This window comes from Achromobacter marplatensis (assembly GCF_002209535.1).
GTDB lineage: Bacteria > Pseudomonadota > Gammaproteobacteria > Burkholderiales > Burkholderiaceae_B > Achromobacter > Achromobacter marplatensis.
This window is the reverse complement of the sequence record NZ_NJIG01000004.1, coordinates 435,787-458,035: the sequence shown is the minus strand read 5'-3', so window position 1 is coordinate 458,035 and position 22,249 is coordinate 435,787. Positions and strand designations below refer to the sequence as shown.

The 22,249-nt window shown below is 66.6% G+C and carries 23 protein-coding genes; 8 read left to right on the top strand and 15 right to left on the bottom strand.

The window, feature by feature from the left end; translation table 11 throughout:
- Positions 1 to 10 precede the first annotated feature (10 nt).
- The 8 genes from CEY09_RS12430 to CEY09_RS12395 form a co-directional block, all read right to left on the bottom strand.
- The gene (locus CEY09_RS12430; RefSeq protein WP_088588819.1) at positions 11 to 997 is read right to left on the bottom strand and encodes a Bug family tripartite tricarboxylate transporter substrate binding protein; all 987 of its coding nucleotides are present in this window, start codon (positions 995 to 997) and stop codon (positions 11 to 13) included.
- Positions 998 to 1,050: 53 nt separating this feature from the next.
- A complete protein-coding gene (locus tag CEY09_RS12425; protein ID WP_006227069.1) occupies positions 1,051 to 2,088 on the bottom strand; it encodes a LacI family DNA-binding transcriptional regulator in 1,038 nt (345 codons plus the stop codon).
- Positions 2,085 to 2,852 carry an SDR family NAD(P)-dependent oxidoreductase gene (locus tag CEY09_RS12420; protein ID WP_006227068.1) on the bottom strand — a complete coding sequence of 256 codons (768 nt, stop codon included), beginning with the start codon at positions 2,850 to 2,852 and terminating at the stop codon, positions 2,085 to 2,087. Before CEY09_RS12420 ends, CEY09_RS12425 begins: the two co-directional genes overlap by 4 nt.
- Positions 2,849 to 4,168 (bottom strand): histidinol dehydrogenase, encoded by a 1,320-nt coding sequence (hisD, locus tag CEY09_RS12415; RefSeq protein ID WP_088588905.1) that lies wholly within the window; start codon positions 4,166 to 4,168, stop codon positions 2,849 to 2,851. The genes CEY09_RS12420 and hisD overlap by 4 nt, the downstream gene beginning before the upstream one ends.
- A 113-nt stretch (positions 4,169 to 4,281) precedes the next feature.
- Positions 4,282 to 5,178: a glycerophosphodiester phosphodiesterase gene (locus tag CEY09_RS12410; protein WP_234818275.1), complete on the bottom strand. Its 897-nt coding sequence runs from the start codon at positions 5,176 to 5,178 to the stop codon at positions 4,282 to 4,284.
- Positions 5,168 to 6,772: a hypothetical protein gene (locus CEY09_RS12405; protein WP_088588817.1), complete on the bottom strand. Its 1,605-nt coding sequence runs from the start codon at positions 6,770 to 6,772 to the stop codon at positions 5,168 to 5,170. Before CEY09_RS12405 ends, CEY09_RS12410 begins: the two co-directional genes overlap by 11 nt.
- A gap of 1 nt (position 6,773) precedes the next feature.
- The gene (locus tag CEY09_RS12400; RefSeq protein ID WP_234818274.1) at positions 6,774 to 7,670 is read right to left on the bottom strand and encodes a hypothetical protein; all 897 of its coding nucleotides are present in this window, start codon (positions 7,668 to 7,670) and stop codon (positions 6,774 to 6,776) included.
- A 172-nt stretch (positions 7,671 to 7,842) separates the two neighbouring features.
- Positions 7,843 to 8,304 (bottom strand): hypothetical protein, encoded by a 462-nt coding sequence (locus CEY09_RS12395; protein ID WP_088588816.1) that lies wholly within the window; start codon positions 8,302 to 8,304, stop codon positions 7,843 to 7,845.
- A gap of 175 nt (positions 8,305 to 8,479) precedes the next feature.
- Here CEY09_RS12395 and CEY09_RS12390 point away from each other — a divergent pair, with 175 nt between their 5' ends.
- The 5 genes from CEY09_RS12390 to CEY09_RS12370 all read left to right on the top strand — a co-directional run bounded on the left by CEY09_RS12390 (position 8,480) and on the right by CEY09_RS12370 (position 12,400).
- On the top strand, positions 8,480 to 9,058 hold the full coding sequence (locus CEY09_RS12390) for a hypothetical protein (RefSeq protein ID WP_088588815.1): 579 nt from the start codon (positions 8,480 to 8,482) through the stop codon (positions 9,056 to 9,058).
- 111 nt (positions 9,059 to 9,169) lie between these two features.
- Positions 9,170 to 9,835: an RNA polymerase sigma factor gene (locus CEY09_RS12385; RefSeq protein WP_088588814.1), complete on the top strand. Its 666-nt coding sequence runs from the start codon at positions 9,170 to 9,172 to the stop codon at positions 9,833 to 9,835.
- A gap of 2 nt (positions 9,836 to 9,837) precedes the next feature.
- Complete coding sequence (locus CEY09_RS12380; RefSeq protein WP_088588813.1) at positions 9,838 to 10,458, top strand: anti-sigma factor; 621 nt, start codon at positions 9,838 to 9,840, stop codon at positions 10,456 to 10,458.
- An 8-nt stretch (positions 10,459 to 10,466) separates the two neighbouring features.
- Positions 10,467 to 11,948: a caspase family protein gene (locus CEY09_RS12375; RefSeq protein WP_088588812.1), complete on the top strand. Its 1,482-nt coding sequence runs from the start codon at positions 10,467 to 10,469 to the stop codon at positions 11,946 to 11,948.
- A 62-nt stretch (positions 11,949 to 12,010) separates the two neighbouring features.
- A complete protein-coding gene (locus CEY09_RS12370) occupies positions 12,011 to 12,400 on the top strand; it encodes a SecDF P1 head subdomain-containing protein (RefSeq protein ID WP_088588811.1) in 390 nt (129 codons plus the stop codon).
- A gap of 18 nt (positions 12,401 to 12,418) precedes the next feature.
- Here CEY09_RS12370 and CEY09_RS12365 read toward each other — a convergent pair whose 3' ends face one another.
- Genes CEY09_RS12365 through CEY09_RS12345 form a run of 5 tightly spaced genes read right to left on the bottom strand, consistent with a single transcriptional unit; the run spans position 12,419 to position 17,081 of the window.
- The gene (locus CEY09_RS12365; protein ID WP_088588810.1) at positions 12,419 to 13,624 is read right to left on the bottom strand and encodes an acetyl-CoA C-acyltransferase; all 1,206 of its coding nucleotides are present in this window, start codon (positions 13,622 to 13,624) and stop codon (positions 12,419 to 12,421) included.
- Between the two features lie 16 nt (positions 13,625 to 13,640).
- Positions 13,641 to 15,218 carry an aldehyde dehydrogenase family protein gene (locus CEY09_RS12360; protein WP_088588809.1) on the bottom strand — a complete coding sequence of 526 codons (1,578 nt, stop codon included), beginning with the start codon at positions 15,216 to 15,218 and terminating at the stop codon, positions 13,641 to 13,643.
- A 20-nt stretch (positions 15,219 to 15,238) separates the two neighbouring features.
- Positions 15,239 to 15,724 carry an acyl-CoA thioesterase gene (locus CEY09_RS12355; RefSeq protein WP_088588808.1) on the bottom strand — a complete coding sequence of 162 codons (486 nt, stop codon included), beginning with the start codon at positions 15,722 to 15,724 and terminating at the stop codon, positions 15,239 to 15,241.
- Entirely contained in the window at positions 15,721 to 16,596 is an 876-nt protein-coding gene (locus tag CEY09_RS12350; RefSeq protein WP_088588807.1) for an SDR family NAD(P)-dependent oxidoreductase, read from the bottom strand. The genes CEY09_RS12355 and CEY09_RS12350 overlap by 4 nt, the downstream gene beginning before the upstream one ends.
- Positions 16,597 to 16,601: 5 nt before the next feature.
- A complete protein-coding gene (locus tag CEY09_RS12345; protein ID WP_035213629.1) occupies positions 16,602 to 17,081 on the bottom strand; it encodes a MaoC family dehydratase in 480 nt (159 codons plus the stop codon).
- Positions 17,082 to 17,300: 219 nt separating this feature from the next.
- Here CEY09_RS12345 and CEY09_RS12340 point away from each other — a divergent pair, with 219 nt between their 5' ends.
- Positions 17,301 to 17,942 (top strand): TetR/AcrR family transcriptional regulator, encoded by a 642-nt coding sequence (locus CEY09_RS12340; RefSeq protein WP_088588806.1) that lies wholly within the window; start codon positions 17,301 to 17,303, stop codon positions 17,940 to 17,942.
- Positions 17,943 to 17,987: 45 nt separating this feature from the next.
- Here CEY09_RS12340 and CEY09_RS12335 read toward each other — a convergent pair whose 3' ends face one another.
- Entirely contained in the window at positions 17,988 to 19,610 is a 1,623-nt protein-coding gene (locus tag CEY09_RS12335; RefSeq protein ID WP_088588805.1) for an AMP-binding protein, read from the bottom strand.
- 172 nt (positions 19,611 to 19,782) lie between these two features.
- On the opposite strand from CEY09_RS12335, the gene CEY09_RS12330 reads away from it, so the two are divergent.
- Entirely contained in the window at positions 19,783 to 20,514 is a 732-nt protein-coding gene (locus tag CEY09_RS12330; RefSeq protein ID WP_088588804.1) for an enoyl-CoA hydratase/isomerase family protein, read from the top strand.
- Between the two features lie 51 nt (positions 20,515 to 20,565).
- Positions 20,566 to 21,774 carry an ABC transporter substrate-binding protein gene (locus CEY09_RS12325; RefSeq protein ID WP_088588803.1) on the top strand — a complete coding sequence of 403 codons (1,209 nt, stop codon included), beginning with the start codon at positions 20,566 to 20,568 and terminating at the stop codon, positions 21,772 to 21,774.
- A 54-nt stretch (positions 21,775 to 21,828) separates the two neighbouring features.
- Here CEY09_RS12325 and CEY09_RS12320 read toward each other — a convergent pair whose 3' ends face one another.
- Complete coding sequence (locus tag CEY09_RS12320) at positions 21,829 to 22,194, bottom strand: lysozyme inhibitor LprI family protein (RefSeq protein WP_234818273.1); 366 nt, start codon at positions 22,192 to 22,194, stop codon at positions 21,829 to 21,831.
- Positions 22,195 to 22,249 lie beyond the last annotated feature (55 nt).

Here is a 22,249-nt window from a genome sequence, read left to right as displayed (position 1 = left end):
TTAGCAGCGATCAATCGGCCTGGATGCCGGCATCCTTGATCACCTTGCCCCATTTATCGATTTCGCTGCGCTGGAATTGCGCGAACGGTTCAGCGCCGCGGCCATCCGGCGCGACGCCCAGCATCAGCAGCTTGGCCCGCACGTCCGGGCTGTTGACGATGGCGGCGATCTCGCGTCCCAGACGGTCTACCACCGGCGCGGGCGTGCCGGCCGGCGCGAAAATGCCCTGCCAGGACTGCATTTCAAATCCCGGCAAACCCAGTTGCGCCAGCGGCGTGACCCCGGGCAAGTCCGCCAGCGGCGCCGCCGAGGTCACGCCCAGCACTTTGACGCGCTTGGAATCGATCATCGGACGCGCCGCCGCCACGGTTTCGAACACCATGTCGATTTGACCGCCGATCAGGTCCACCATGGATTGCGAGCCGCCCTTGTAAACGATCTGCCGCAGTCGCGTTCCCGAGATGGACTGGAAAAGCTGGCCCGAAAGATGCTGCGACGTACCCGCCCCGGCGGTGCCGTAAGTCAGGCCATCGGGCTGCGCACGCGCCGCGTCGATGACTTGCTGCACCGTATTGAAGGGGCTGTCGGCGCGCACGACCAGCGCATTGCTGACCATGCCCACCAGTGCCACGGGCGTGAAATCCTTGACGGGGTCATAGCCCAGCGATTTGATGAAGAACGGATTGACGGCATGCGTGGTGATGGTGCCGCCCACCAGCGTGTAGCCGTCCGGCTCCGCACGAGCCACCAGCTGCGTGCCGACGATCCCGGACACCCCCGGCTTGTTCTCGACGATCACCGATTGTCCCAATCGGGCACTCAGTTGCTCGGCCATCAGGCGCGCCACGCCGTCCGATACGCCACCCGGCGAAAACGGCACCACATAGCGAATGGTCTTCGCCGGCCAGGCCGGCGCGCCAGCCTGGGCGTGGGCCAGGGAAGCCGTCAACCCCACCGCCGCAACGGCGGTCAGGGTACGTACAAAAATGCTGCGCATGCGTTTGTCTCCTGCGAACTGCGAATAGTCATGAGCGCGGTCTGCGCGCGCTTTCAAGGTGTTGCTGCAAATTCATTTCCAGGGCCTGCCCGGACGGTGGCGCGTTCAACCAGGCTGCACGGCACGACGATGTCGCGCGGGCGGAGTTCCGCCTGCATCTGCTCGCGCAGCAGCCCCACCGTCGCTTCCACCATCGGTTCGACCTGCTGACGGATCGTCGTGAGCCGGTACGCGCCCCACGAAGCCTGCGGCACGTCGTCAAAGCCCACCACCGCCACGTCCTGCGGGACGCGCAGGCCAAGCTCCTGGCGCAGCACGTCCAGCGCCGCAATCGCCATGTGGTCATTGCCCGCGAACAACGCGTCCGGCGCATCGTCGGCGAACATGCGGCGAACGGCGGCCTGCGCCCGATCGAAATCGTAGTGGCCCGCTTCACGGCGATGCACGGCATGGCCCAATTGGTGCAGTCCATCACGGTAGCCCCGCTCCCGTTCGATGCTGGTCGAAGAGTCTTCCAGGCCCGCCAGAAAGCCGAACCGTCGGTACCCGCGCGCAACCAGCAACCGCGCTGCCATCTGGCCGCCCGCATAGTTATCGGAGGTAACCGAGCTGCTGGCATGCCGCGCCAGTCCGCCCAGGATGGACACCCGGTTGAACTGCACGACCGGCACGCCGACTTCCGCGCAGCTTCGCGCCACGTTGGAAGACAGCATGGCGGAAGCCATGACGATTCCGTCTACTTGGTACTGAAGGATTTCCGCCAGCACGCCGTCGGCTGCCTCATCGACTTCCGCGATGAACATCAGCACGTGATAGCCCTCTTTCTGCAGCTTTTGCGACAGCTTTTCGATCACCAGGGGGTAGAACTGGTTCTCCAGATAGCTCATCACCAGCGCCACGATGCGGCTGCGCCGCGTGATCAGGCTGCGGGCGAGCGCGTTAGGCCGGTATCCCAGCTTTTGTGCGGCCGCAAGCACCTTGCGGCGCGTCTCTTCCGAGACGCTGGCGCCAGGGGTAAACGTCCGGCTGACGGCGGACTGCGAGACTTCCGCCAGATCCGCTACGTCCTGGGCGCGAGGCGCGGTCTTCATGCTGCCGTCCACCCCGCGTCCAGCATCAGCGCGCTGCCGGTCATCAAACTGGATGCCTCGCTGGCAAGGAACACGATAGCGCCCATCACTTCCTCCAACTGGCCCACCCGGCCCAGCGCGTTGCGCGCGCACACCCAGTCGCGAAACCCGGGCTGCTCCAGCATCCCGGCCGTCATGGGGGTTTCGATGAAGGTCGGGCACACGGTATTCACGCGGATTCCCGCCGCCCCCAACTCCCATGCCAGCGCGCGCGTCATACCTTCAAGCGCATGCTTGCTCGCGCAGTACAAGGTACGCCGGGGGCTGCCGACATGCCCCATCTGCGACGACACATTGATGATCGAACCGGGCATGCCCTCCTGCAACAGCCTGCGCGCCACGGCGCGGCTGGTATAGAACGCCGCCTTCACGTTCAGATCGAGCACGCTGTCGATATCTTCATCGGACTGCTCCACCAAGGGCTTGGGACGATTCATCCCCGCGTTGTTCACCAGGATGTCGAACGGCCCGTCTGCCGCGATCGCCCGGTCGACGGCAGCGGAATCCGTCACGTCCAGCACCAGCGGCGCACAGCCGATCGCCTCGGCGCGCAGCGCTTCGCAGACCTGCGCCAACTCGCGTTCGCGCCGCGCCGCCACCGTCACATGCGCGCCGGCGCGCCCCAGCCCGGCAGCCGCAGCCAGGCCGATGCCGCCGCTGCCGCCCGTCACCAGGGCCCGGCGTCCGTCCAGGCGGAAGTCCGGTCCTTTTGGCAGCGCAATCATGCCTGCGCCTCAACCGGCTGGTACCAGGGCAGGTCGGGCCGGTTGCCGTAGCGGCGCACGCGGATGTTGGCCTGCTCGCCATGCCCGGAGAAATTCTCCATGTGGCAAAGCCGCGAGCAATATTCGCCCATCCTGGCGCTGGCCGCATCGGTCAGCACACGCTGGTAGGTGCAGGTCTTCAGGAATTTGCCTACCCATAGCCCGCCCGTGTAGCGCGCGTTCCGGTTGGTCGGCAGCGTGTGATTGGTGCCGATCACCTTGTCGCCGAAACTGACATTGGTGCGCGGCCCCAGGAAGAGGGCCCCATAGTTGGTCATGTTGCGAAGGAAGTAATCCGGGTCGCGCGTCATGACCTGCACGTGCTCGAAAGCCAGGTCGTCCGCTACCTGCAGCATCTCTTCGATGGTGTCGCAGACAATGACCTCGCCGCACTCGGCCCAGGCCTGGGATGCGATGCCGCGGGTGGGCAGGATGGCCAATTGGCGCTCGACTTCGGCCAGCGTGTTGCGCGCCAACGCTTCGCTGTTGGTAAGCAGCACGGCGGGCGACGTGGGGCCGTGTTCCGCCTGGCCCAGCAGGTCGACGGCGCACAGCTCGCCATCCACGCTATCGTCGGCGATCACCAAGGTCTCGGTGGGACCGGCAAAGAGATCGATGCCGACCCGGCCATACAACTGCCGCTTGGCCTCGGCCACGAACATGTTGCCCGGGCCAACCAGCATGTCGACCGGCGCCACGCTGGGCGTTCCGACCGCCATCGCGACGACGGCCTGCACACCGCCCAGCACGAGGATTTCGTCGGCTCCAGCCATGTCCATGGCCGTCACGATGGCCGGGTGCGGCTTGCCTTGATAAGGCGGGGCCGTGGACACAATGCGCTTCACACCCGCTACCTTGGCCGTCAACACGCTCATGTGCGCGGAAGCCAGCAGGGGATATTTGCCACCGGGGATATAGCAGCCAACGGCATTCATTGGCACGTGCTTGTGGCCGAGCACCACGCCCGGGTAGGTCTCGACTTCCACGTCGCGCATCGAGTCCCGCTGGATCTGGGCAAAATTGCGGACCTGGGCCTGGGCGAACGTGATGTCCTCGATCTCGCGCGCCGACAATTGCTTGCGAGCCGCTTCGATTTCCGCACGCGACAGTCGGAAGTCGGCCGGGTCCCAGTTGTCGAATTTTCGGCTGTAGTCTCGTACGGCGTCGTCGCCCCGGGTCTCGATATCGCGGATGATGTCTTCGACGGTCGCGCGTACCTTGGCGTCGTCGTCGGTTTTTACGGCGGCGGTCCGGCCGCGCTTCAGATAACGGATCATGGTCTCCTGGCCCTGCATACGTCGGGGTTCAAAACAAAGTGAGCCCACTTTCGAATCCTTGCATACGTATGCAAATAGGGAGAAACCCGCAGTCCGGGCGCAGATCTCGTCGCCTAACCGCCCATCGTCCGGCAAAACGCCTGCGCGTCACCGTCGATGATCACGCCCGACGGCAGATAGCCTTCCCGCTGGCGGGTCGCACGCAGTTGCTGCGCCAGCGCGGCGTCGCCGCCGACCGCGTAGACGAACACCCGCACCGATTCCGACGCCGCGTCGCGCAGCAGCTGGGGATTGGCAGCTAGCGTCAGGGCGTCCACGTGCACGCCGACCGGCGCGCCCACGGTTTTCGCCAGATTGGCCAGCCACGGACGGGTGAGCCTGGGCGCCGTGGCGCGCTGCGACACGTACTTGCCCAAGGGGTTGGCGCTGACGGATTCGGCATTCCGGGGGTCAAAGACGATCAGCCCCAGATAGCCTTGGCGGTCGGTACCGCGCACGCAGCGCAACGCCTCTGGAAAGGCCGACGTAATCATCCAGTTGCCGTGCGGCAGCGATTGCTTCATGCCAGCGACCAGTTGGCTGACCGGCGCGCAGTCGCGGTAGACGACCTTCAGTTCGGCGTTGAACGTCTTGGCGGGTTGGGCGGCTGCAACCCGCAGCGCGTCGTCCAGGAACGGCGGCGGCGACCCGCCGCCCTGCCCCATCAGCTTTGCGCCGCGCCAATCGGCGCTGTTCAGTTGCAGCACGGCCTTGCGTCCCACGCCGCCCACCGTCCTGCCCGTAAGCACGTCGTGATGCAGCACCCAACGGCCGTCCTGCAAGCGCTGCATGTCGATTTCGACCCCGTCCCAGCCGCCCGCGTAGGCGGCGCTGATCGACGCCAGCGAATTCTCGGGCAACGTCGGCGCGCCGCGATGGGCGTGCACCTGCATGCCCAGGCAGGCGGCGCTGGCGCAGGACACGGGCAGCACGGCGGCAAGCAGCGCCGCGATCAAGCGCTTAACTCGCATCGCCGTGGTATCCATACTTGATGCCGCCCAGCACGCGTGTGCGCACCGCCTCGTTGAAGGGATAGGTATAGGCCTGCCCCACCACCACCACGTGCGCAATGTTGGCCAGCACGCGGCGGCGCAGCGCCTGGCCGGCCGACTCATCATCCCGGCCGGACTCCGCGCGCGACATCTGCTGGAACAGCTCGCTCTGGGTCACGCCGTTCTGCATGAAGGAAAACGCGGTCCAGACGCATACCAGCGTCAACACCAGCGCCAGGCCGGCTGCGCGCGTCGCGGTGCGGCCCGGCTCCTGCCCGGCAGGCGTGCGCACCCACACGACCAGCTTGGCGATCAGATACAGCAGCTTGGCGAAGTGGCCCACCGCGCCCAGCAGGGAGAACAGCAGCGCCACCGGGGGCACGATCGCCGCCCGCGCGGCATCCTGGCCCAGCTTGTAGTGCTGGCCGCCCCGGCCGAAGTCTTCGTTGCGGGCGGAAAAGCGCGGCATCGCCTCATCCACGGCGCGGTCCAACATGCCGTCGTACAGGCGCTTGAAGCTGGCCGCATCGGTGTAGTTGGCGGCCACGCTCATGCTGGCGGGCACCATCAGGGTCTGGCGCAGCAGCCTCTGCACGCCGGGACGCGCCACGAAGTCCTCGTAAGACAGCCCCGGCGGAATCGCGTCCCCTTCCACATGGACGGTGCGGCTGCGCATGGTCTTCCAATATTGCTGGGCCACTGCCTCGTTGAAGGTGGCGCGGTCATAAGGCTGCCAGTCGCCCGGCACCGGAATGCGCTTGCGCACGTCCTGCACCACGCGGCCCTGATAGCGCGCCGGCACGCTCTCCGGCGTCCAACCCCGCTTGGACAGGTTCCTGCGGTAGTCGCTCCAGGCACGGTCCTGCTCGCGCGCCAGGCCGATGTCGTTGCCCACCGGCACGCCCGCATACTGCTTCCAGCGATCGGCGACTGACTGCATCACGCTGGTGTAGACCTGGTGATAGCCGCGGATGCCTGGCGCCGTCATGCGGACGTCGCGGCCATCAAACGTGAAGGTCTTCATCTGCCGTTGCAGATCAGTGCGGATCACCTGGCGCTTCTTGGGTTCGACCTTCTCGTCCAGGTTGTCGATATTGGACAGCAGCACCTGGAACACGGCCAGGAACGCCTTGCCCTCGGGCCGCGCATAGACCTCGTCGTCGACCAGGCCGTCCAGATGCAGGTCGCCCTGCACCAGCGACCGCTGCAGCAAGCCGGCGTTGGCGGCGATACGGCGGAAATCGCCGTCGCGGCTATCCACCAGCACGTTCACCAGCCCCTTGATGGCGCTGAACACCACCAGCGCGGTCACGACGCAGGCAACGCCGATCTTCAGGTATGACGGCTTTCCGCCGGTGCGCAGGCGCCGGGTCAGCAGCAATTGCAGCACTACCAGCGCGGCGGCAATGCCGGACAGCGTGCGGCCGAAGAACTCAAGCTCTTCGATGTCGTGCGGCGTGGCGCGGCTGCCCACCACGTCCAGCAGGCGCGCATTGAATCCCAGCTCGAAGCTGAGATAGATGACCGTCAGGACGATCAGGAAAAGAAGTTGGCGAATCTGGGCTTGCCGCACGTCAGTCCCTCAGGTCAAGACGGGTCGAGGTGATTTCCTCATCGGGCAGGTCCAGCTTGGCGGGCGTACGCGACGCGCTGCCCGCGCGCGGCGCGGGGCTCGCGGTCGCGGCAGGCCCATCGCCTCCCGGCACGCGCTGGGGCGGCGGCGGAACGACCCGGCCGGCGGTCTGCGTTTGGCCCTGGGGCTGGCTGCCCGCCGGGTTGTCGGCGGGCGCCGTCCTGGCGGGCGCGTCCGGCGTGGCAGGCCGTCCGGGCTTGGGCGTTTTGCCCGGCTTGCCGGATTTGCCGGTCTTTGCGGCCGGGGCCGCAGGCGGCGGGTAGACGCCGTACAGGCGCAGCGAGTCCAGGTACCCCGGCGGGTATAACGATTCGTCGGCAAAGGGCTTGGCGCGCGGATTCAGGCCGGCCACCGCCTTGACGTCGCCCCGGCGCATGCGGCCGTCCTGCGTGTAGACGAACCGCTCGATGTTGGATCCCTTCGGAAAATCGAAGGTCATGGCGCTGCGGTCGTCCTGCACCAGCACCGCCGGCCGGTCACGGCAATTGCCCAGGTCCCACGACAACACGTCCGACCCCTCGATCGCCAGCACCGTGTAGCGGTAGTCGCAATTGCGCCGTTGCGTCTCGATGACGACCACGGTGCGCGAGCCCACGTTCTCGGTGCGCGCGACGCGGGCCGAGTCCACGTTGTTCAAGGGCACCACGCGCTGGTTGCCCGACAGCTTGACCGAGAAGTTCTTGCCCTCGCGGCGCAGCGTGCCCTGCCCGCCGTCCTGTAGCGGGAACTGGCCGATTTCGGTACCGAAGAGGGCGGCGGTGTCGACGCCATAGACCAGCCCGCCACGGGAATTGGTCTTGACCGCGCATGCGCTCAACCCTCCCAGCAACAACAGCATGGTCACAAGGCGAAAGATCAGAGAACGGAGTAAGAGCGGGCGCATCGACATCATGATGGTGGCCGGAAATCGCGCAGCGGCAAGGCGCAATTTCCGTCAAAGCCCTGCAATGTATCTCAAAGTTACAGCGCAGGGCCAGGGTTGTTTCAATTCCGCGCGGCCGGCGCGCTTCTCAACCCGCAGCGGCCTGCTTGAGTTCCAGCGCGTCTTTCACCAGTTCGCCAGCGCAGTGGCGGATGGCCGACACGCAACGCGTCACGATGGCGCGCAAGAGCACTTCGGCGGGCAGCGTATCGGACGGGGCAACAAAGCTCTCTACGGATGCCGACACGCGTCCAGGCTTCGGACCGCGGTCTTGCTGCAGGCTCAGCTTGACCGCCTTGCAGCGGTTGTTCACCGCATTGACCACTTCCAGCAGTTGCGCACGGGTCAGGCCCAGTTCGTCCGCGTCCACGAAGCTCGGGTAGACCAGGCGCAGAAATTCCGGATCCGACTCGCTCAGGCTGAAGAACATGGTGCCCAGGTCGGGGTAGCGAAACAGCACGTCGCCATCTTCATCAATACGGGCGACCAGGCCCAGTTCTTCTTGCACTACGGTCTGGTACAGGGCGGTCAGCGGGGTGGGGTTGGACATATTTCGACTCTCCGTGTGGATGGATGGCGACGGGAAAATCCGCGCCCTTGTCCCCTGCTACGCACCAAGCCGGGAAAGGTTCGAAAAATTTCTTCGAAAAATAAATCGAACCTTTTCGTGCGCCGCGCATAGCAACAGATACAGGCATCCCCGCCCGAACCAAAAAGGAAAGACCATGCAAGGCAAAGAGGCACGCGACGTATTGAACCAGGCCAAGACACACGGCGCCCGCTGGGCCGCCACCGCCGCCCAGCGCGTCAATCGGGGCGACGCTGCAGGCGCGCTGCTGTTCCTGCTGGCCACCACGGTGTTCTCGGTGATCACGGTGCGCATCATGGGCTCGAACGCCAGCCTCAGCTTCTATGACATGCTGCGCATGCAGAACGGCGGCAATATCCAGGGCGCGCACGGCACGGGCGCGGGCATCTACGCACTGTTGTGGCTGCTGGCGGTCGTCGGCCCGTTGCTGCCGTCCCTGCTGCCACACCGCGCATCCCGCTTCGGCTATTTCGTGCCGCTGGCCTTGTGGCTGATCGTATTGGCCGGCGTGGTCTCGCAAGTGCGCGAAATCATGGACGCCACCCGCCAGTTCGCCGGCTTCATGGGCAACTCCCGCGCCAGCCGCAACATGGCCGGCGACATGGCGTCGTCGCTGTGGAGCAGCCTGAGCTTCGGTTTCGGCTTTTACCTGTCGTTGGCCATCGTGGTGGCCTTCACCGTCCGCGGCGTTGCCGTGCTGCGCCGCCGCGCTTGATTTTCCGCCCCTGCGCGGCTAAGGTGCCGCAGCCCTCGCCCCGGAGGGCTGCGGCATTTTCCGCCGATGGGCTGACGTTCCGCGTCCAGTTCGACACCAAGAATCTGAACCATGAACACGCTCGACCCCAAGCGCTACGTCATCAACAACGTCGACGCGCTGCTGCGCATCATGCATGCCGATCCCCGCTACGCGCTGGAATTCCGCAACAAGGCCGAGCAGCACATCACGTTGAAGCTGCGCAAGAAATTCTTCAACACCTCGCCCGAAGGCGTGGTGGACGCCTTCAATAACGCGCTCATGAAGTTCCTGCAAACCCGCACGTTCAAGGACGAAGGCTTCCAGCACGGCCAGCCGGCCGGCGGGTGGGCCGCGCACGAACTCGCGGTCAGCAAGCTGGGCGGCTATCTGTATCGGGGCTCGCTGCACGAACTGATCCAGATGCATCGGCGCACGCGGCTTGAAGTGCAGTGGACCCGGCCCGAAGGCGACGGCGGACAGGACGACAACGTCTTCGACGACGCCGAAGACGTGGGCGACCCCTCCCCCTTCGCCGACCCCGCATACGCGTACGAGCACCTGTCGCTCGTCAAGCGGATGCGCGATTGCCTGAACAAACTCAGCGACACCCTGCGCGCCACGATGTTCCTGTATCTGGACGAGATACCCATGGAGCAGATCGCCAAGCAACAGGACCTGCACGTGCCTACCGTCAAAAGCCGCCTGCACGCCGCACGCAAGCTCGTGGCCGAATGCACGCGCAAAGGAATGGACTGATCATGTCTGAAGACCGAGTGCTGTCCTATTTGTCGGGCGAGCTCGACGGCGACGCCCGCCGCGCCTTTGAAGCCGACATGGCGCGCGACCCCGCACTGCAAGCCGAGGTCGACGAATGGCGCAACCTGGCCCAGGCGCGCCAACTGGCCCATAACGACATCGGCCGGGCCGACCGCGATTCCGCGTTCCTGCGCGCCTTGGCCGAACGCCCGCCCCCCGCGCAGCCCTTGCCGTCCCGCGCCCGCCGGCTGTGGCAATGGCTATGGCCCACGCCCGCCAGCCCGCTGATGCCGCTGGGCTGGGCGCTGGCGATCATGCTGTCGGTCATGGTGGTGCAGCAAGCGCCTCTGGACGTGTCGCCGGATTTGCCCGCGTCCGACGGCGTGCTGACGCGTGGCGGCGGTTCCTGCCCGCGCCTGGTGGTGGACCTGCCCGACGCGCTCACCGCCAAACAGCTGCGCAACACCTTGTCCCAGTACGACGTGTCGATTGTGGACGGCCCCGACGCCGACGGCCGATACGTGCTGAGCGCCGCGCGCGACTCCTCGTTGCAAGACGCCGCCCACGCGCTGGGCGTGCTGTCCGCTACCCCCGGCCCGGCCGGCGTTTGCCCCCGTCGATGAGGCCAGTCATGAAGACGAATCCGTTTCCGGTTGCAATGTCCATGGCGATGCCCTTGACCCGCCGGCGGCTGCTTGCCGCCATGTTGGGCGCGGGCTTGTTGCCGCTGCCCGCGGGCGTGATGGCCAACCCGGCCACGGCCCCGTCGGCTACGTCAGTTCCATCGGCTCCGCCCGTACCCACCGCCGCCAAGCGTCGCTACGCGCTGGTCATCGGCAACGCCCGCTACGCGGTGCCCGCCAACGCGCTGGTCAACCCGGTCAACGACGCTCGCCTGATCGCCGAGTCGCTGCGCAAGCGGCAGTTCGACGTCACGCTGCTTACCGACCTGACCACCGCCCAAATGGAAACCGCCGTCGACGAGTTCGCCACGCGCGCGAAAGACGCTGATCTGGCGCTGGTGTACTTTGCCGGCCATGCGGTGGCCGTGGACGATGTGAACTATCTGTTTGGCGTGGACCTGGCGTTGCCCCTGGGCGAAGTCCGCATCCGCACCGCACAGCAAAGCTCGCTGAGCATCAAGCGCGTGTCGCAGGCGCTGCGCCGGGCCGACGTGCGCGCCAGGCTGATGGTGCTGGACGCGTGCCGCACGAATCTCACGCGCGGCGCCCCCTCGGCGGGCCTGGTTCACACCGTGCCGGCGGGCGGCGAACTGATCGCGTTTTCGACGCAGCCTGGCGCCACGGCCGAAGACGGCTTTGGCAACGAAGGGCCGCGCCATAGCCCGTACGCGTATTACTTCGCGCAAGGCCTGGACTCCCTGCCCGCGTCCGCCCCGGTCGAGAATTTCTTCAAGCAGCTGACGGGCGATGTGCAAGTCGCCACCGCTTACCGGCAGATTCCGCACTACGCCAGCAGCCTGGTCGGCACGGTCACCTTCACCACACTGGCCGACGGCCAGACGCCCGCCGTGCCGGGGGGCAAGCCTGGGCAAGCCGGCCGCGGTCCCTCGCCAACGCTGGGCCGCGACTTGATCAAGGCGCGCATGAGCGCGTGGGAATTTGAAATTGAACGGGGCGCGAAGTACTTGGACGAGCCCAGGCTGGCCTCGCTGCAAGCCCGCGCCAAAGCAGGTGACGTGGTCGCCATGACCACCTTGGGCCTCATCGCCGAAAACGGCGAACACGTGGAGCAGGACTACAAGGTGGCGGCCCGGTGGTATCAGCGCGCTGCCGACCAGGGCTTCGCCCCCGCGCAAACGTACCTGGGCGAACTGACCGGCATGGGCCGGGGCGTGCCCAAGAACTACAACGTGGCTGAACGCCTGTTCCGCGAGGCCGCAGAAGCCGGCCACCGCCGCGCCGCGCTGGACCTGCTGGATGTGCGCGCGCGTATGGGTGAACCGATGGACCCGCGCGAATGGATGACCGTGCTGCAAGACGCCGCGCTCAACCCCCTGGGCATGCCCGCCCCAGGTATGCCGCAGATACAGGGGCTGCCCGAAATGCCCTGGATGCGCCCGCCGGTCATGCGTACGCCCGGCCGGCCCTGAACTCGTCGGCGCGGCGCACTTCGGCTAGGATGGAGCTATTGTCCTCGCCAAAGGAAACTGCCATGCCCTTGATGAAGCATCTGGCCTGCGCCGCCGCCCTGGCCTTGTCGCTGCCCTTGGCCGCGCACGCCGAAACCGTCACGCTGCAAGCCGCCAGCGCCACGCCCAGCGCCGACCCGCACACCGGCGCCCGCGTCGTTGACGTGGCATTGAAACCCGATAGCCAAAAGGCCCTGGCCGACTTCACCCGCAACCGCGTGGGCAAACGCATTCAGCTGCGGTCAAACGGCGTACTGCTCACGTCCGCCACCTTGCAAAGCCCGCTGGAAGGCGACAGCTTCCGCATCACGGCGGGCGAACACGGTTTTGCCGGCAAGAGCGCCGAAGAGATCGCGCAAGGCATCATGAAAGACGGCGGGCTGACCGTGGACGACGAGAACGTCGCGAAATAACGCCCTGTGGCCATCCCCTTATGGGGTGATTTCGAACAGGCCGGCGGCGCCCATGCCGCCGCCCACGCACATCGTCACCACCGCATAGCGCACGCCGCGCCGGCGGCCTTCGATCAGCGCGTGCCCCGCCATGCGCGCCCCCGACATCCCGTAAGGATGCCCGATGGAAATGGCGCCGCCGTTGACGTTCAGGCGCTCGTCCGGAATGCCGAGTTGATCGCGGCAATACAGCACCTGGCAGGCAAAGGCCTCGTTCAGTTCCCACAGGCCGATATCGTCGACCTTCAAGCCGTGCCGCGCCAACAGGCGCGGCACCGCATGCACCGGCCCGATGCCCATCTCTTCGGGGCCGCATCCGGCGACCGCCATGCCGCGGTACGTGCCCAGCGGCTTCAAGCCCCGCCGGCGCGCCTCGGCGGCTTCCATGACCACGCAGGCCGATGCACCGTCCGAGAGCTGCGACGAATTGCCGGCGGTGATGTGCTGGCCGACCTCCAACCGCTGGCCGTTCTTGAAGACGGGCTGCAGCTTCGCCAGGCTGTCCAGCGAGGTATCCGGGCGATTGCCTTCGTCGCGCGCCAACGTCACCGACTGGGCCGACGTCTGACCTGTTGCGCGGTCCGTCACCAGCATGACGGCGGCAAGCGGCACGATCTCGTCGTCGAAGCGCCCGGCGGCCTGCGCGGCGGCCGTACGTTGCTGCGAGCGCAACGCATACGCGTCCTGCGCGGCGCGGGGAATGCCATAGCGGCTGGCCACGATCTCGGCCGTTTCCAGCATGCTCATGAAGATTTCGGGTTGCTCGCGCATCAGCGCCTCGTCGAACCAGCGGTGGCGGTTCATCGTGTCGTTCTGCACCAGCGAGATCGACTCCAGGCCTCCGGCCACGACGATATCCATGCCTTCCTGCGTCACTTGCCGCGCGGCCGTGGCAATCGCCATCAGCCCTGACGCGCATTGCCGGTCCAGCGTCATCGCGGCCACCTGCGCGGGCAGGCCCGCGCGCAGTGCCGCCTGGCGCGCCACGTTCATATGCGTCGTTCCTTGCTGCAAGGCGGCGCCCAGGATCACGTCCTCGACCTCGCCCGGCGCCACCCCCGCGCGTGCCACGGCGTGCGAGATCGCGTGGCCGCCCAGCGTAGGCGCGGTCGTGTCGTTGAACGCGCCGCGATAGGCCCGGCCGATGGGCGTGCGGGCGGTTGAAACGATGACGGCTTCTCTCATGATGGTTTCCTGTGTCTTAGCGATGCCAGACGGTGTGGCTTTGTTCGCGTGCGAATTGGGCGACGTAGTACGGCCCCAGGCCGCCCTTGCCGGTCATGCCGGAACCCTTCCAGCCGCAGAACGTCTGGATGCCTGGCCAGGCGCCCGTGGTCGCTCCGCTGGCCCGGTTCACATACAAGGCACCCGCCTGGGCCCGGTTCAGGAACCGGTCGACCTCGTCCTGCTCTTGCGCATAGCAGCCGGCTGTCAGGCCGTAGTCCACCGCATTGCCGTCGTCGAGCGCTACGTCGAAATCGGTGAACGGCAGCACCGAGACGAAGGGCAGGAAGAGTTCCTTGCGGTTCAGCCGGTGGTCGGCCGGCAAGCCGGCCGCGACAGCGGGCCGCACATAATGGCCATAGGCCAGTTCGCCCGCGCTAAGGCGGCGTCCGCCCGCCAATAGCCGGCCGGCCGCCCTGACGTCTTCGCAGGCCGTGCGGTAGCGTCGCCATGCTGCTTCGTCGATCACGGGCCCCATGAAGACGCCGCGCTCGCGCGGGTCGCCCACGGACACGTCCTCCGTGGCGGCGCAAAGCCGGTCCAGGAAGGCGTCGTGGATGCTGTCGTGCGCATAGACCTTGGACCCCGCCGAACACTTCTGCCCTTGCAACCCGAAGGCCGAGCGCACCACGCCTTGCACGGCCGCATCCAGATCGGCGCTGGCGGTGACGTAGGTCGGGTTCTTCCCGCCCATCTCGGCGATGACCGGACGCGCATGGCGGCCCGCCGCCACCGCCTGCAGCAAATCCATGCCCACTTCAAGGCTGCCCGTGAACGCATAGCCGTCGACGCCCGCGTGATGCGCCAGCACCGCGCCCGTCTGCGCCCCGCCGAATACGCCATTCACGCAGCCCGACGGCACGCCGGCACCGTCGCAGGCGCTCAACAGCAACGCGCCGGTCAGCGCGGCGCGGGGCGACGGCTTGTAGACCACGGCATTACCTGCCAGCAGTGCCGCGCACACCATGTTCACGGACAACGCCAGCGGGAAGTTGAAGGGCGCGATCACCGCGAACACGCCATAGGGGCGCAACACGTCGTGCGTGCTTTCATTGTCGAAGGCGCGCGCCAGTGGCTGCCGGTAGCCGTCGCTGCGTTCGGCCTGATCGCAGTAATAGCGGATCAGGTCGACGGCTTCCTCAGCTTCGCCCAGCGCTTCCAGCCGCGACTTGCCGATTTCGATCATCGTCGCCATGGCGAAGTCGTACTTGCGTTCAGACAGCACCATCGCCAACCGGCGCAGCACGGCGATGCGCGCCGCCCACCCCTGCGCGGCCCAGGCTGGTTGGGCGCGGCGCGCGCTGGCAATCGCCTGATCGACTGTGTCGGCGCCCGCACTGGGAAAACGCCCGATCAGCAGCCAGTGGTCGATCGGCGAATATGATTCCTGCAAGGGCTCGCCCGCCACCGCGCGTCCATCGAAGCGATGCCGGTAATCCAACCCCAGCATGCGCGACTCGAAGTCGGGCAGCCGCTTGTCCAGCAGGTCATGCACGGCGGAGAAGTCCGTGTGGATGTTCGAGTACGTGACGCGGGGCAGGGTGTGGTCGATCACGATCGCTCCCGGGCGGCCGTTCAGGCCGGCGCCGACGCGCGCAACAACGGCTCCAGCGCGCGCCGCAAGACAGGCGGCAATTCAACAGGCTGGTTGCTGGCGCGGTCGACATACGCGTGGGTGTAGCTGCCCTGTGCGGCTGCGGTCTCGTCTTCGCCGCGGAACAGTGCGAACTCGTAGGTCACGCTGGTGCGGCCCAGGCGGCCCACGCGCAACCCCAGCACGACTCGGTCGGGAAACGACACGGGACGGAAGTACGAGGTCTGGCTATGCACCACAAGGCCGATCACGTCGCTCTTGTTCAGGTCCAGCACGCCCAGTTCAACCAGTGTCTGGTTGACCGCCGTATCGAAGTATTCGTTGTAGACCACGTTGTTCATATGACCGTAGACGTCGATGTCGCGTAAACGCGTGGTCATCGGCAGCAGGCGCGGATAGTCGCTTCGGGCGTGCGGCGCCGCGCGGGGCGGTTGCGTGGGGGAATGCGACGGGGCATTGGCGTTCATGCCGCCTCCTGCGCACGCTTCAAAATGCGGGCGACGTGCGCCAGGCCCTCGGGCGGCTCGATCAGGCGGCCCAGACTGGCGATCTCGTCGAAATGCGCGGCAATGCTTTCGGGCGTGCGTTCGCCTTCGGGAAAATAGACGCCTTCGCTTTCCACGATGGCAAGGCGCGCATAGGTCCCCGCGCCCGCCAGCAGCGCCGTGCGGCTGGGCGCGCCCTCGGCCACCAGGAACAGGGCGGCGGGCGTCACATAGGCCGGGTCCAGCGCCCGCAGCGCGTCCGCATCGAACATCTCGGCCGTCATGCGCGTGGCGGCGGTGGGCACCAGCGCATTGACGTGAATGCCATGCTTCTGGCCTTCCAGGTGCAGCACGTTCATCAGGCCGACCACACCCGCTTTCGCGGCGCCGTAGTTGGACTGGCCGAAATTGCCGTACATGCCCGACGTGGACGTGGTCATCAGGATGCGGCCGTAGCGCTGCTCGCGCATGATCGGCCACACGGCACGCGCGCAGTTGGCCGAGCCCAGCAGATGCACGTCGATCACTGCGTTGAAATCGTCGGCGCTCATCTTGGCGAAGGTCTTGTCGCGCAAGATGCCGGCATTGTTGATCAGGATATCGACGCGGCCCCAGGCATCCATCGCCCGCGCCACCATGGCGTCCACGGCAGCGCTGTCGCAAACGTTGCCGCCATCGGCGATGGCCTGGCCGCCCGCGGCCAGGATCTCGTCGGCCACGGCCTGCGCCGCGCCCCCGAAGTCGTTGACCACCACGCGGCAGCCGCGCGCGGCCAACTGCAGCGCATGGCTGCGGCCCAGTCCCTGGCCAGCGCCGGTCACGATGGCGACGCGTTCATCAAAGCGAATGCTCATGGGGTTCATCCTTGAAGAATGGTCATGGTGATCCAGTCGGCCACCAGCGCGGGACGCGCGGCGCCCTCGATCTCGACGGTGACGGCATACCGGGTGGTGAACTCACGCGCGTTGCGCGGCGTGAACTCGCTCAGCACGAATCGGCCGCGCACCCGCGCGCCCACCGGCACCGGCGTCAGGAAACGGACCTTGTCGAAGCCGTAATTGATGCCGATGGCGCCCTCGAAGGTCGGCAACACCTTCTGGCTCAGCGCGGTCAGTAACGACAACGACAAAAAACCATGCGCGATCGGCCCGCCGAAGGCGCTTTCACGGGCGGCGCGTGCCGGATCCACATGGATGAACTGGTGGTCGCCCGTGGCGTCGGCGAACAGGTCCACCTGCGCCTGCGAAATGGTCACCCACTCCGACACGCCGATTTCCTGCGACACCTGGTCGGCCAGGGCTTGAGGGCTGGAAGGGGCTTGAACAAGGTCTGTGGTCATGGGCAGCAAAGGGATGGCGAGAAGCGGGCGCGTCGCGGACCGCCACATGGACGCACCAGGACGCGAAAACATACCGAGTAGTATAAACTTCGATTTTCTGATTTGTACAGCCGGTCGGACCGTCCCGCGAGTCCGTGCAAACCCGCCCGCCACGCGGTGTGGGGACAGGCAATTGGCTAAACTGGCGCTTTGCCGCAACGCATGGATGGAGAAAGGCGCATGAATGGGGAACCTACGGTGACGGCTGCACGCGATGACGGCATGGGCAATATCGAACTGCTGACCGCGGCGGCCGAGTGCTTCATGGCGCAAGGGTTCCACGCCTCCAGCATCGACGATGTCGCGCGCCGGCTGGGGGCCACCAAGGGCCGGGTCTATCACTACTACCGGTCCAAGACCGATCTGTTCTTCGACGTGCACCGCGAAGGTATGCGGCGCAATTTCGAAGCGGTGCGCCCGGTGATGAAGGAAAAAGGCACCGCCGCGCACCGGCTGGCGCTGATGCTCAAGCACCATGCGCTGTCGATGATGGAGAACCTGGCGTTCGAAACGGTCGTGGTGCAGGGCGTGCACATGCACCGCCTGGGCGCCACCACACCGGCCCAGCGCCAGACGCTGGCCGAACTCATGACCATCCGCGACGACTTCGAAGCACTGTTCAAGCGTGTGGCCTACGAAGGCGTGGAAGACGGGTCTCTGGCCATTGACGACGTCTCGGTCGCGGTCAAGGCGGCGCTGGGCGCCATCAATTGGCTGGCCGTCTGGTACCGGCCGCGCCTGGGCGAAACGCGCGACGACCGCGAAATCCTGGCCAACAAGGTGGTCCACACCATCATCGCCGGCCTGGGCGCCCGCACCTGAAGGCGGCGGCCCCGCCCCGTCTCGGGGCAGAGGCCGCCCCCCCCTTCACGCCAGCCGTTCGCGGCGCAGTCGTATGCCCGCCGCCTCCCGGTCCCACGTACCGTCGGCCAGCCCCTCGCTGCGCAGCACGTGCTTTTGCAGCTTGCCGCTGGCGGTCTTCGGCAACTCCTCGACCACCCTTACATAGCGCGGCACCATGTAGTGCGGCACGCGCTCGGCCAGCCAGCCGATCAACGCGCCGGGCTCCACCTGCGCCCCCTCCACGGCCGTCACCACCGCCAGCACTTCGTCCTCCCCGTGCTCGCTGGGCACCGCCACGGCCACGGCCTCGCGCACAGCAGGATGCGCGCAGATCTCGCCCTCCAGCTCGAACGACGAGATGTTCTCGCCCCGCCGGCGGATTACGTCCTTCAAGCGGTCCACGAAGAAGAACGTGCCCTCTGCGTCGCGCCGGAACGCGTCGCCAGTATGGAACCAGCCGTTGCGCATTGATGCGGCGGTGGCGTCGGGATTGCGGTAATAGCCGCTGAACAACGCCCAGGGCCGATGCGACCGGATCAACAGTTCGCCCACCTGGCCGTCCGGCACCGCGCGGTCCTGCGCGTCGCCCACGCGCAGCTCGAACCACGGTCGCGGCTTGCCGCAGCGGCCCGCTTCGGTCAGCCCGGGGCCGGCGCTCAAGGGGCTGGCGATTTCAGTCATGTTGTAGACCGTGTACAAGTCCACGCCGAAACGCGCCTGGAATGCCGGGGCGTCTTCCCCGAACGGCACGATGAACGCCTTCTTCAGGGTGTGCTCGCGGTCGCGCGGCGACGGCGGCTGCTTTAGCAGGAAGTTGGCCATGACGCCCAGCAACAGCACCACCGTGCTCTCGGTATCGCGGATCGCGTCCCAGAACTCGGCCGTGCGGAACTCCGGCACCATGGCGATCGATCCGCCGTAGGCCAGCATCGCGTACACGTACAGCGTGCTGCCGCAGTGGAAAATCGGGCCCGCGATCATGCAGCGATCATCGGGGGTGATGCAATCGAAGGCGTCCGGCCCCATGGTGTAGAGCTGCACGTAGGACGTGACGACACCCTTGGACAGACCCGTGGTCCCGGACGTGTACATGATGGACTGCATGTCCCAGGGTTCGATCGGCGCCTCGGTCGCCAGCAGATCCGCCGCGGGTTCCCCCGCCCCGTCCACCAGCGCCGCGAACGACACGCCGGGCGGCGCGGCGGGCGGCGCCTCGCCCTCGCCCGTCAGCAGCACGCGGGTCAGCGCGCCGGGCGACAGCGCCTGCAAGCGTTCGACCAGTGCCCGATGCGCCAGCATCAGCGAAGCCTGGGCGTTCTCCAGCACGTGCTCCAGGGGCCGGCCGCGCAGCGCCGTGTTCAGCGGCACGTACACCGCTCCCAGGTAATTGATGGCGAACCAACTGGCCAGCAGCTCCGGCCCGTTGCCCATCCAGCACAGCACCCGATCCCCCTGCTTGACGCCTTCGCGGCGCAGCGTGGCCGCGCGCTGGCGAACCTGGGCCAACGTCTGCGCATAGGTCCACGTCGGGCCGCCATGAAAACGGACGAAGATTCTGTCCGGTATCTTTTTGGCCTGACTCTCCAGCAGATAGCGCAGCACGCACACCTGGCGTTCGGGAACGGCCGCCCGAGCCTCGTCGTTCATCAATCGTCTCCTCGTTCTGTTATTTCGCTTTATTTTTCATGACTTTTCCGCCGCCATCCAGGACTGGCGAATGCGGACTTACCCGCACACTCCCTGCCAGACAGCCGGCGAAGTCTTGCGACTTTCAACATACTTGGTAGTATATCCACGAACTAAACGCCAAGGACAGCGAATGAGCATGGTTTCAATCGAGCGCGACGAGGACGTGGCGGTGGTGCGCTACGACCGCGGCGGCAAGGCCAACGCCCTGAATCTGGCGGCGATCGACGCCCTGATCGACGCCGCCGGCGAACTGGCGCGCGACGACCGCGTCCGCGCCGTCGTGCTGACCGGCACGCCCGCCGTCTTCAGCGCGGGCATCGACCTGAAAGACCCCGCACTCTGGAACCACGACGATCCCTTAATGACGCAGCGCGCCTTGGCGCGCGGCGAAGCGTTGTGCCGCGCCTGGAGCGAGCTGCCTCAAGTGACCATCGCCGCCATCGAAGGCGCGGCCGTCGGCGGCGGCGCCGTGCTGGCGCTGGCTTGCGACTGGCGCGTGCTGGGCGCCGACGCGTTCCTGCGCCTGCCGGAGGTGCGCTTGGGGCTGCCATTGGCCTGGGGCGGGCTGCCCCGCCTGGCCAGCCTGGTCGGCCCGGCGCGCGCCAAGCGTGCGCTTTTCACCGACTTGCGGCTGGATGCCGACACCGCTGAAGACTGGGGCCTGGCCGACGACATCGCCCCCACCGGGGAGGTGCTACGCACCGCCACGGACCTGGCGCGGGAAGCCGCCGCCTGCCCGCCGCTGGCGCTGCGGCTAACCAAACGCGCCATCGACGCCCAATTCGACGCCAACGCCTACGCCCACGCGCAGACCGATCAATTCCTGTTGTGCCATCTGCTGTCCCCCGCCACTGGCGTTTAGATCCGCCTTTTAGACCCGCCTCAGAGCGGGCACCCATCCTGGAGGAAAGACATGAAACCACTGCTTAGCGCCCTGCTCGTCGCCTGCGCCTTCGCGCTGCCGGCCGCGCATGCGCAGTCCGACAAGCCCATCCGCATCGGCGTCCTGACCGATCTGTCCGGCATGAACGCCGACCTCTCGGGCCAAGGCTCAGTCGAAGCCGCCCGCATGGCGGTCGAGGACTTCGGGTCCACGGTGCTGGGCCGCAAGATCGAAGTCATCGCCAGCGATCACCAAAACAAGGCCGACATCGGGTCCGCCACCGCGCGCCGCTGGATCGACCAGGACAACGTGAAGGCCATCGTCGACGTGCCGACCTCGTCGGTCGCGCTGGCCGTGCAGGAAATCACGCGCACGTCCAACATCGCGTTCCTGGCGTCGACCGCCGGCACCTCGGACCTGACGGGCAAAGCCTGCTCGGCCTCGACTGCCCAATGGACCTACGACACCTACGCGCTGGCCAACGGCACCGGCCGCGCGCTGACGGAGTCCGGCATCAAGAAGTGGTACTTCCTGACGGCCGACTACGCGTTCGGCCACGCCTTGCAGGCCGACACGGAAAACGCCGTCAAACAGGCCGGCGGCCAGACGCTGGGCGCGGTCAAGCATCCCCGCGCCTCAAACGACTTTTCCTCGTTCCTGCTGCAAGCCCAGGCCTCCAAGGCCGAGATCGTGGCGCTGGCCAATTCCTCCGGCGACACCACCATGGCCATCAAGCAGGCCAATGAATTCGGCCTGATCAAAGGCGGACAGAAACTGGCCGGCCTGCTCATGTTCATCACCGACGTCGACGGCGTGGGCCTGGAGCAGGCGCAGGGCCTGGTGCTGACCACCGGCTTTTACTGGGACATGGACGATCGCACGCGCGACTGGACCAAGCGCTACGCGGAACGCATGAAGGGGCGCGTGCCCACCATGGCGCAGGCCGGCGTCTACTCTTCCGTGCTGACCTTCCTGAAAGGCGTGAAGGAAAGCAACTCACTGGAGGGCGACGCCGTCATGAAGCAAATCCGCGGCATGAAGATCGACGACATGTTTGCCCGCAACGCCTACCTGCGCGAAGATGGCCGGCTGGTGCACGACATGTACCTCGTCGAAGTGAAGAAGCCCTCGGAATCCAAAGCGCGCTGGGACTACTACAAGATCCTGCGCACCATCCCGGGCGAGAACGCGTTCCGCCCGCTGAACCAGGGCGGCTGCCCGCTGGTCGCGGCCAAGTAGGCGCCCCGGCCCGGGGTCAGCGCACCGCGAACCAGTCGCCGGACAGGCTGCCGTTCATGCCGCAAAAAGGCGGACCGAAACCATCGTCTTTGACACCGGCGGGCGGCACTTCGCGAACCACCAGTTCAGGAACCGCAGGCGGTGATCCATGCTGGTGGCGATCTCCTTGAACGGCGTGCTGCCCGAAAAAGGTTCGGCATAGACCCTGTCGCGCACGCTCAGGAAGTAACGCTGGTCGGCAGTCAGCGATTTGGCCGCGTCGGCGTCAAGCTTGCCGCGCACCGCGTTGTATTGCTGCGCGACGGCCGCATCCTGGCCGCCCAGCACGGAATTCCCGCAAAGAGATTTTTCGACCGGCGTGGTGGCTTTGGCGCAGTTAAATGAAGGCGCAGCCGCCGCAGCGCTGCTGGCGAGGGCCAACGATGCTGCAAGGACCCGATGACGGATCACGGTGTGAAGTTCTCTAGAGGGTAGA

Excerpts from the sequence above, each read along its gene's own strand:
- CEY09_RS12380 (WP_088588813.1), top strand. The coding sequence starts at position 9,838 with ATGTCTGAAGACCGAGTGCTGTCCTATTTGTCGGGCGAGCTCGACGGC.
- hisD (WP_088588905.1), bottom strand. The coding sequence starts at position 4,168 with ATGATCCGTTATCTGAAGCGCGGCCGGACCGCCGCCGTAAAAACCGAC.
- CEY09_RS12370 (WP_088588811.1), top strand. The coding sequence starts at position 12,011 with ATGCCCTTGATGAAGCATCTGGCCTGCGCCGCCGCCCTGGCCTTGTCG.
- CEY09_RS12340 (WP_088588806.1), top strand. The coding sequence starts at position 17,301 with ATGAATGGGGAACCTACGGTGACGGCTGCACGCGATGACGGCATGGGC.
- CEY09_RS12385 (WP_088588814.1), top strand. The coding sequence starts at position 9,170 with ATGAACACGCTCGACCCCAAGCGCTACGTCATCAACAACGTCGACGCG.
- CEY09_RS12325 (WP_088588803.1), top strand. The coding sequence starts at position 20,566 with ATGAAACCACTGCTTAGCGCCCTGCTCGTCGCCTGCGCCTTCGCGCTG.
- CEY09_RS12350 (WP_088588807.1), bottom strand. The coding sequence starts at position 16,596 with ATGAGCATTCGCTTTGATGAACGCGTCGCCATCGTGACCGGCGCTGGC.
- CEY09_RS12430 (WP_088588819.1), bottom strand. The coding sequence starts at position 997 with ATGCGCAGCATTTTTGTACGTACCCTGACCGCCGTTGCGGCGGTGGGG.
- CEY09_RS12425 (WP_006227069.1), bottom strand. The coding sequence starts at position 2,088 with ATGAAGACCGCGCCTCGCGCCCAGGACGTAGCGGATCTGGCGGAAGTC.
- CEY09_RS12330 (WP_088588804.1), top strand. The coding sequence starts at position 19,783 with ATGAGCATGGTTTCAATCGAGCGCGACGAGGACGTGGCGGTGGTGCGC.
- CEY09_RS12345 (WP_035213629.1), bottom strand. The coding sequence starts at position 17,081 with ATGACCACAGACCTTGTTCAAGCCCCTTCCAGCCCTCAAGCCCTGGCC.
- CEY09_RS12365 (WP_088588810.1), bottom strand. The coding sequence starts at position 13,624 with ATGAGAGAAGCCGTCATCGTTTCAACCGCCCGCACGCCCATCGGCCGG.
- CEY09_RS12420 (WP_006227068.1), bottom strand. The coding sequence starts at position 2,852 with ATGATTGCGCTGCCAAAAGGACCGGACTTCCGCCTGGACGGACGCCGG.
- CEY09_RS12410 (WP_234818275.1), bottom strand. The coding sequence starts at position 5,178 with ATGCGAGTTAAGCGCTTGATCGCGGCGCTGCTTGCCGCCGTGCTGCCC.
- CEY09_RS12390 (WP_088588815.1), top strand. The coding sequence starts at position 8,480 with ATGCAAGGCAAAGAGGCACGCGACGTATTGAACCAGGCCAAGACACAC.
- CEY09_RS12335 (WP_088588805.1), bottom strand. The coding sequence starts at position 19,610 with ATGAACGACGAGGCTCGGGCGGCCGTTCCCGAACGCCAGGTGTGCGTG.
- CEY09_RS12400 (WP_234818274.1), bottom strand. The coding sequence starts at position 7,670 with ATGCTGTTGTTGCTGGGAGGGTTGAGCGCATGCGCGGTCAAGACCAAT.
- CEY09_RS12375 (WP_088588812.1), top strand. The coding sequence starts at position 10,467 with ATGAAGACGAATCCGTTTCCGGTTGCAATGTCCATGGCGATGCCCTTG.
- CEY09_RS12355 (WP_088588808.1), bottom strand. The coding sequence starts at position 15,724 with ATGAACGCCAATGCCCCGTCGCATTCCCCCACGCAACCGCCCCGCGCG.
- CEY09_RS12395 (WP_088588816.1), bottom strand. The coding sequence starts at position 8,304 with ATGTCCAACCCCACCCCGCTGACCGCCCTGTACCAGACCGTAGTGCAA.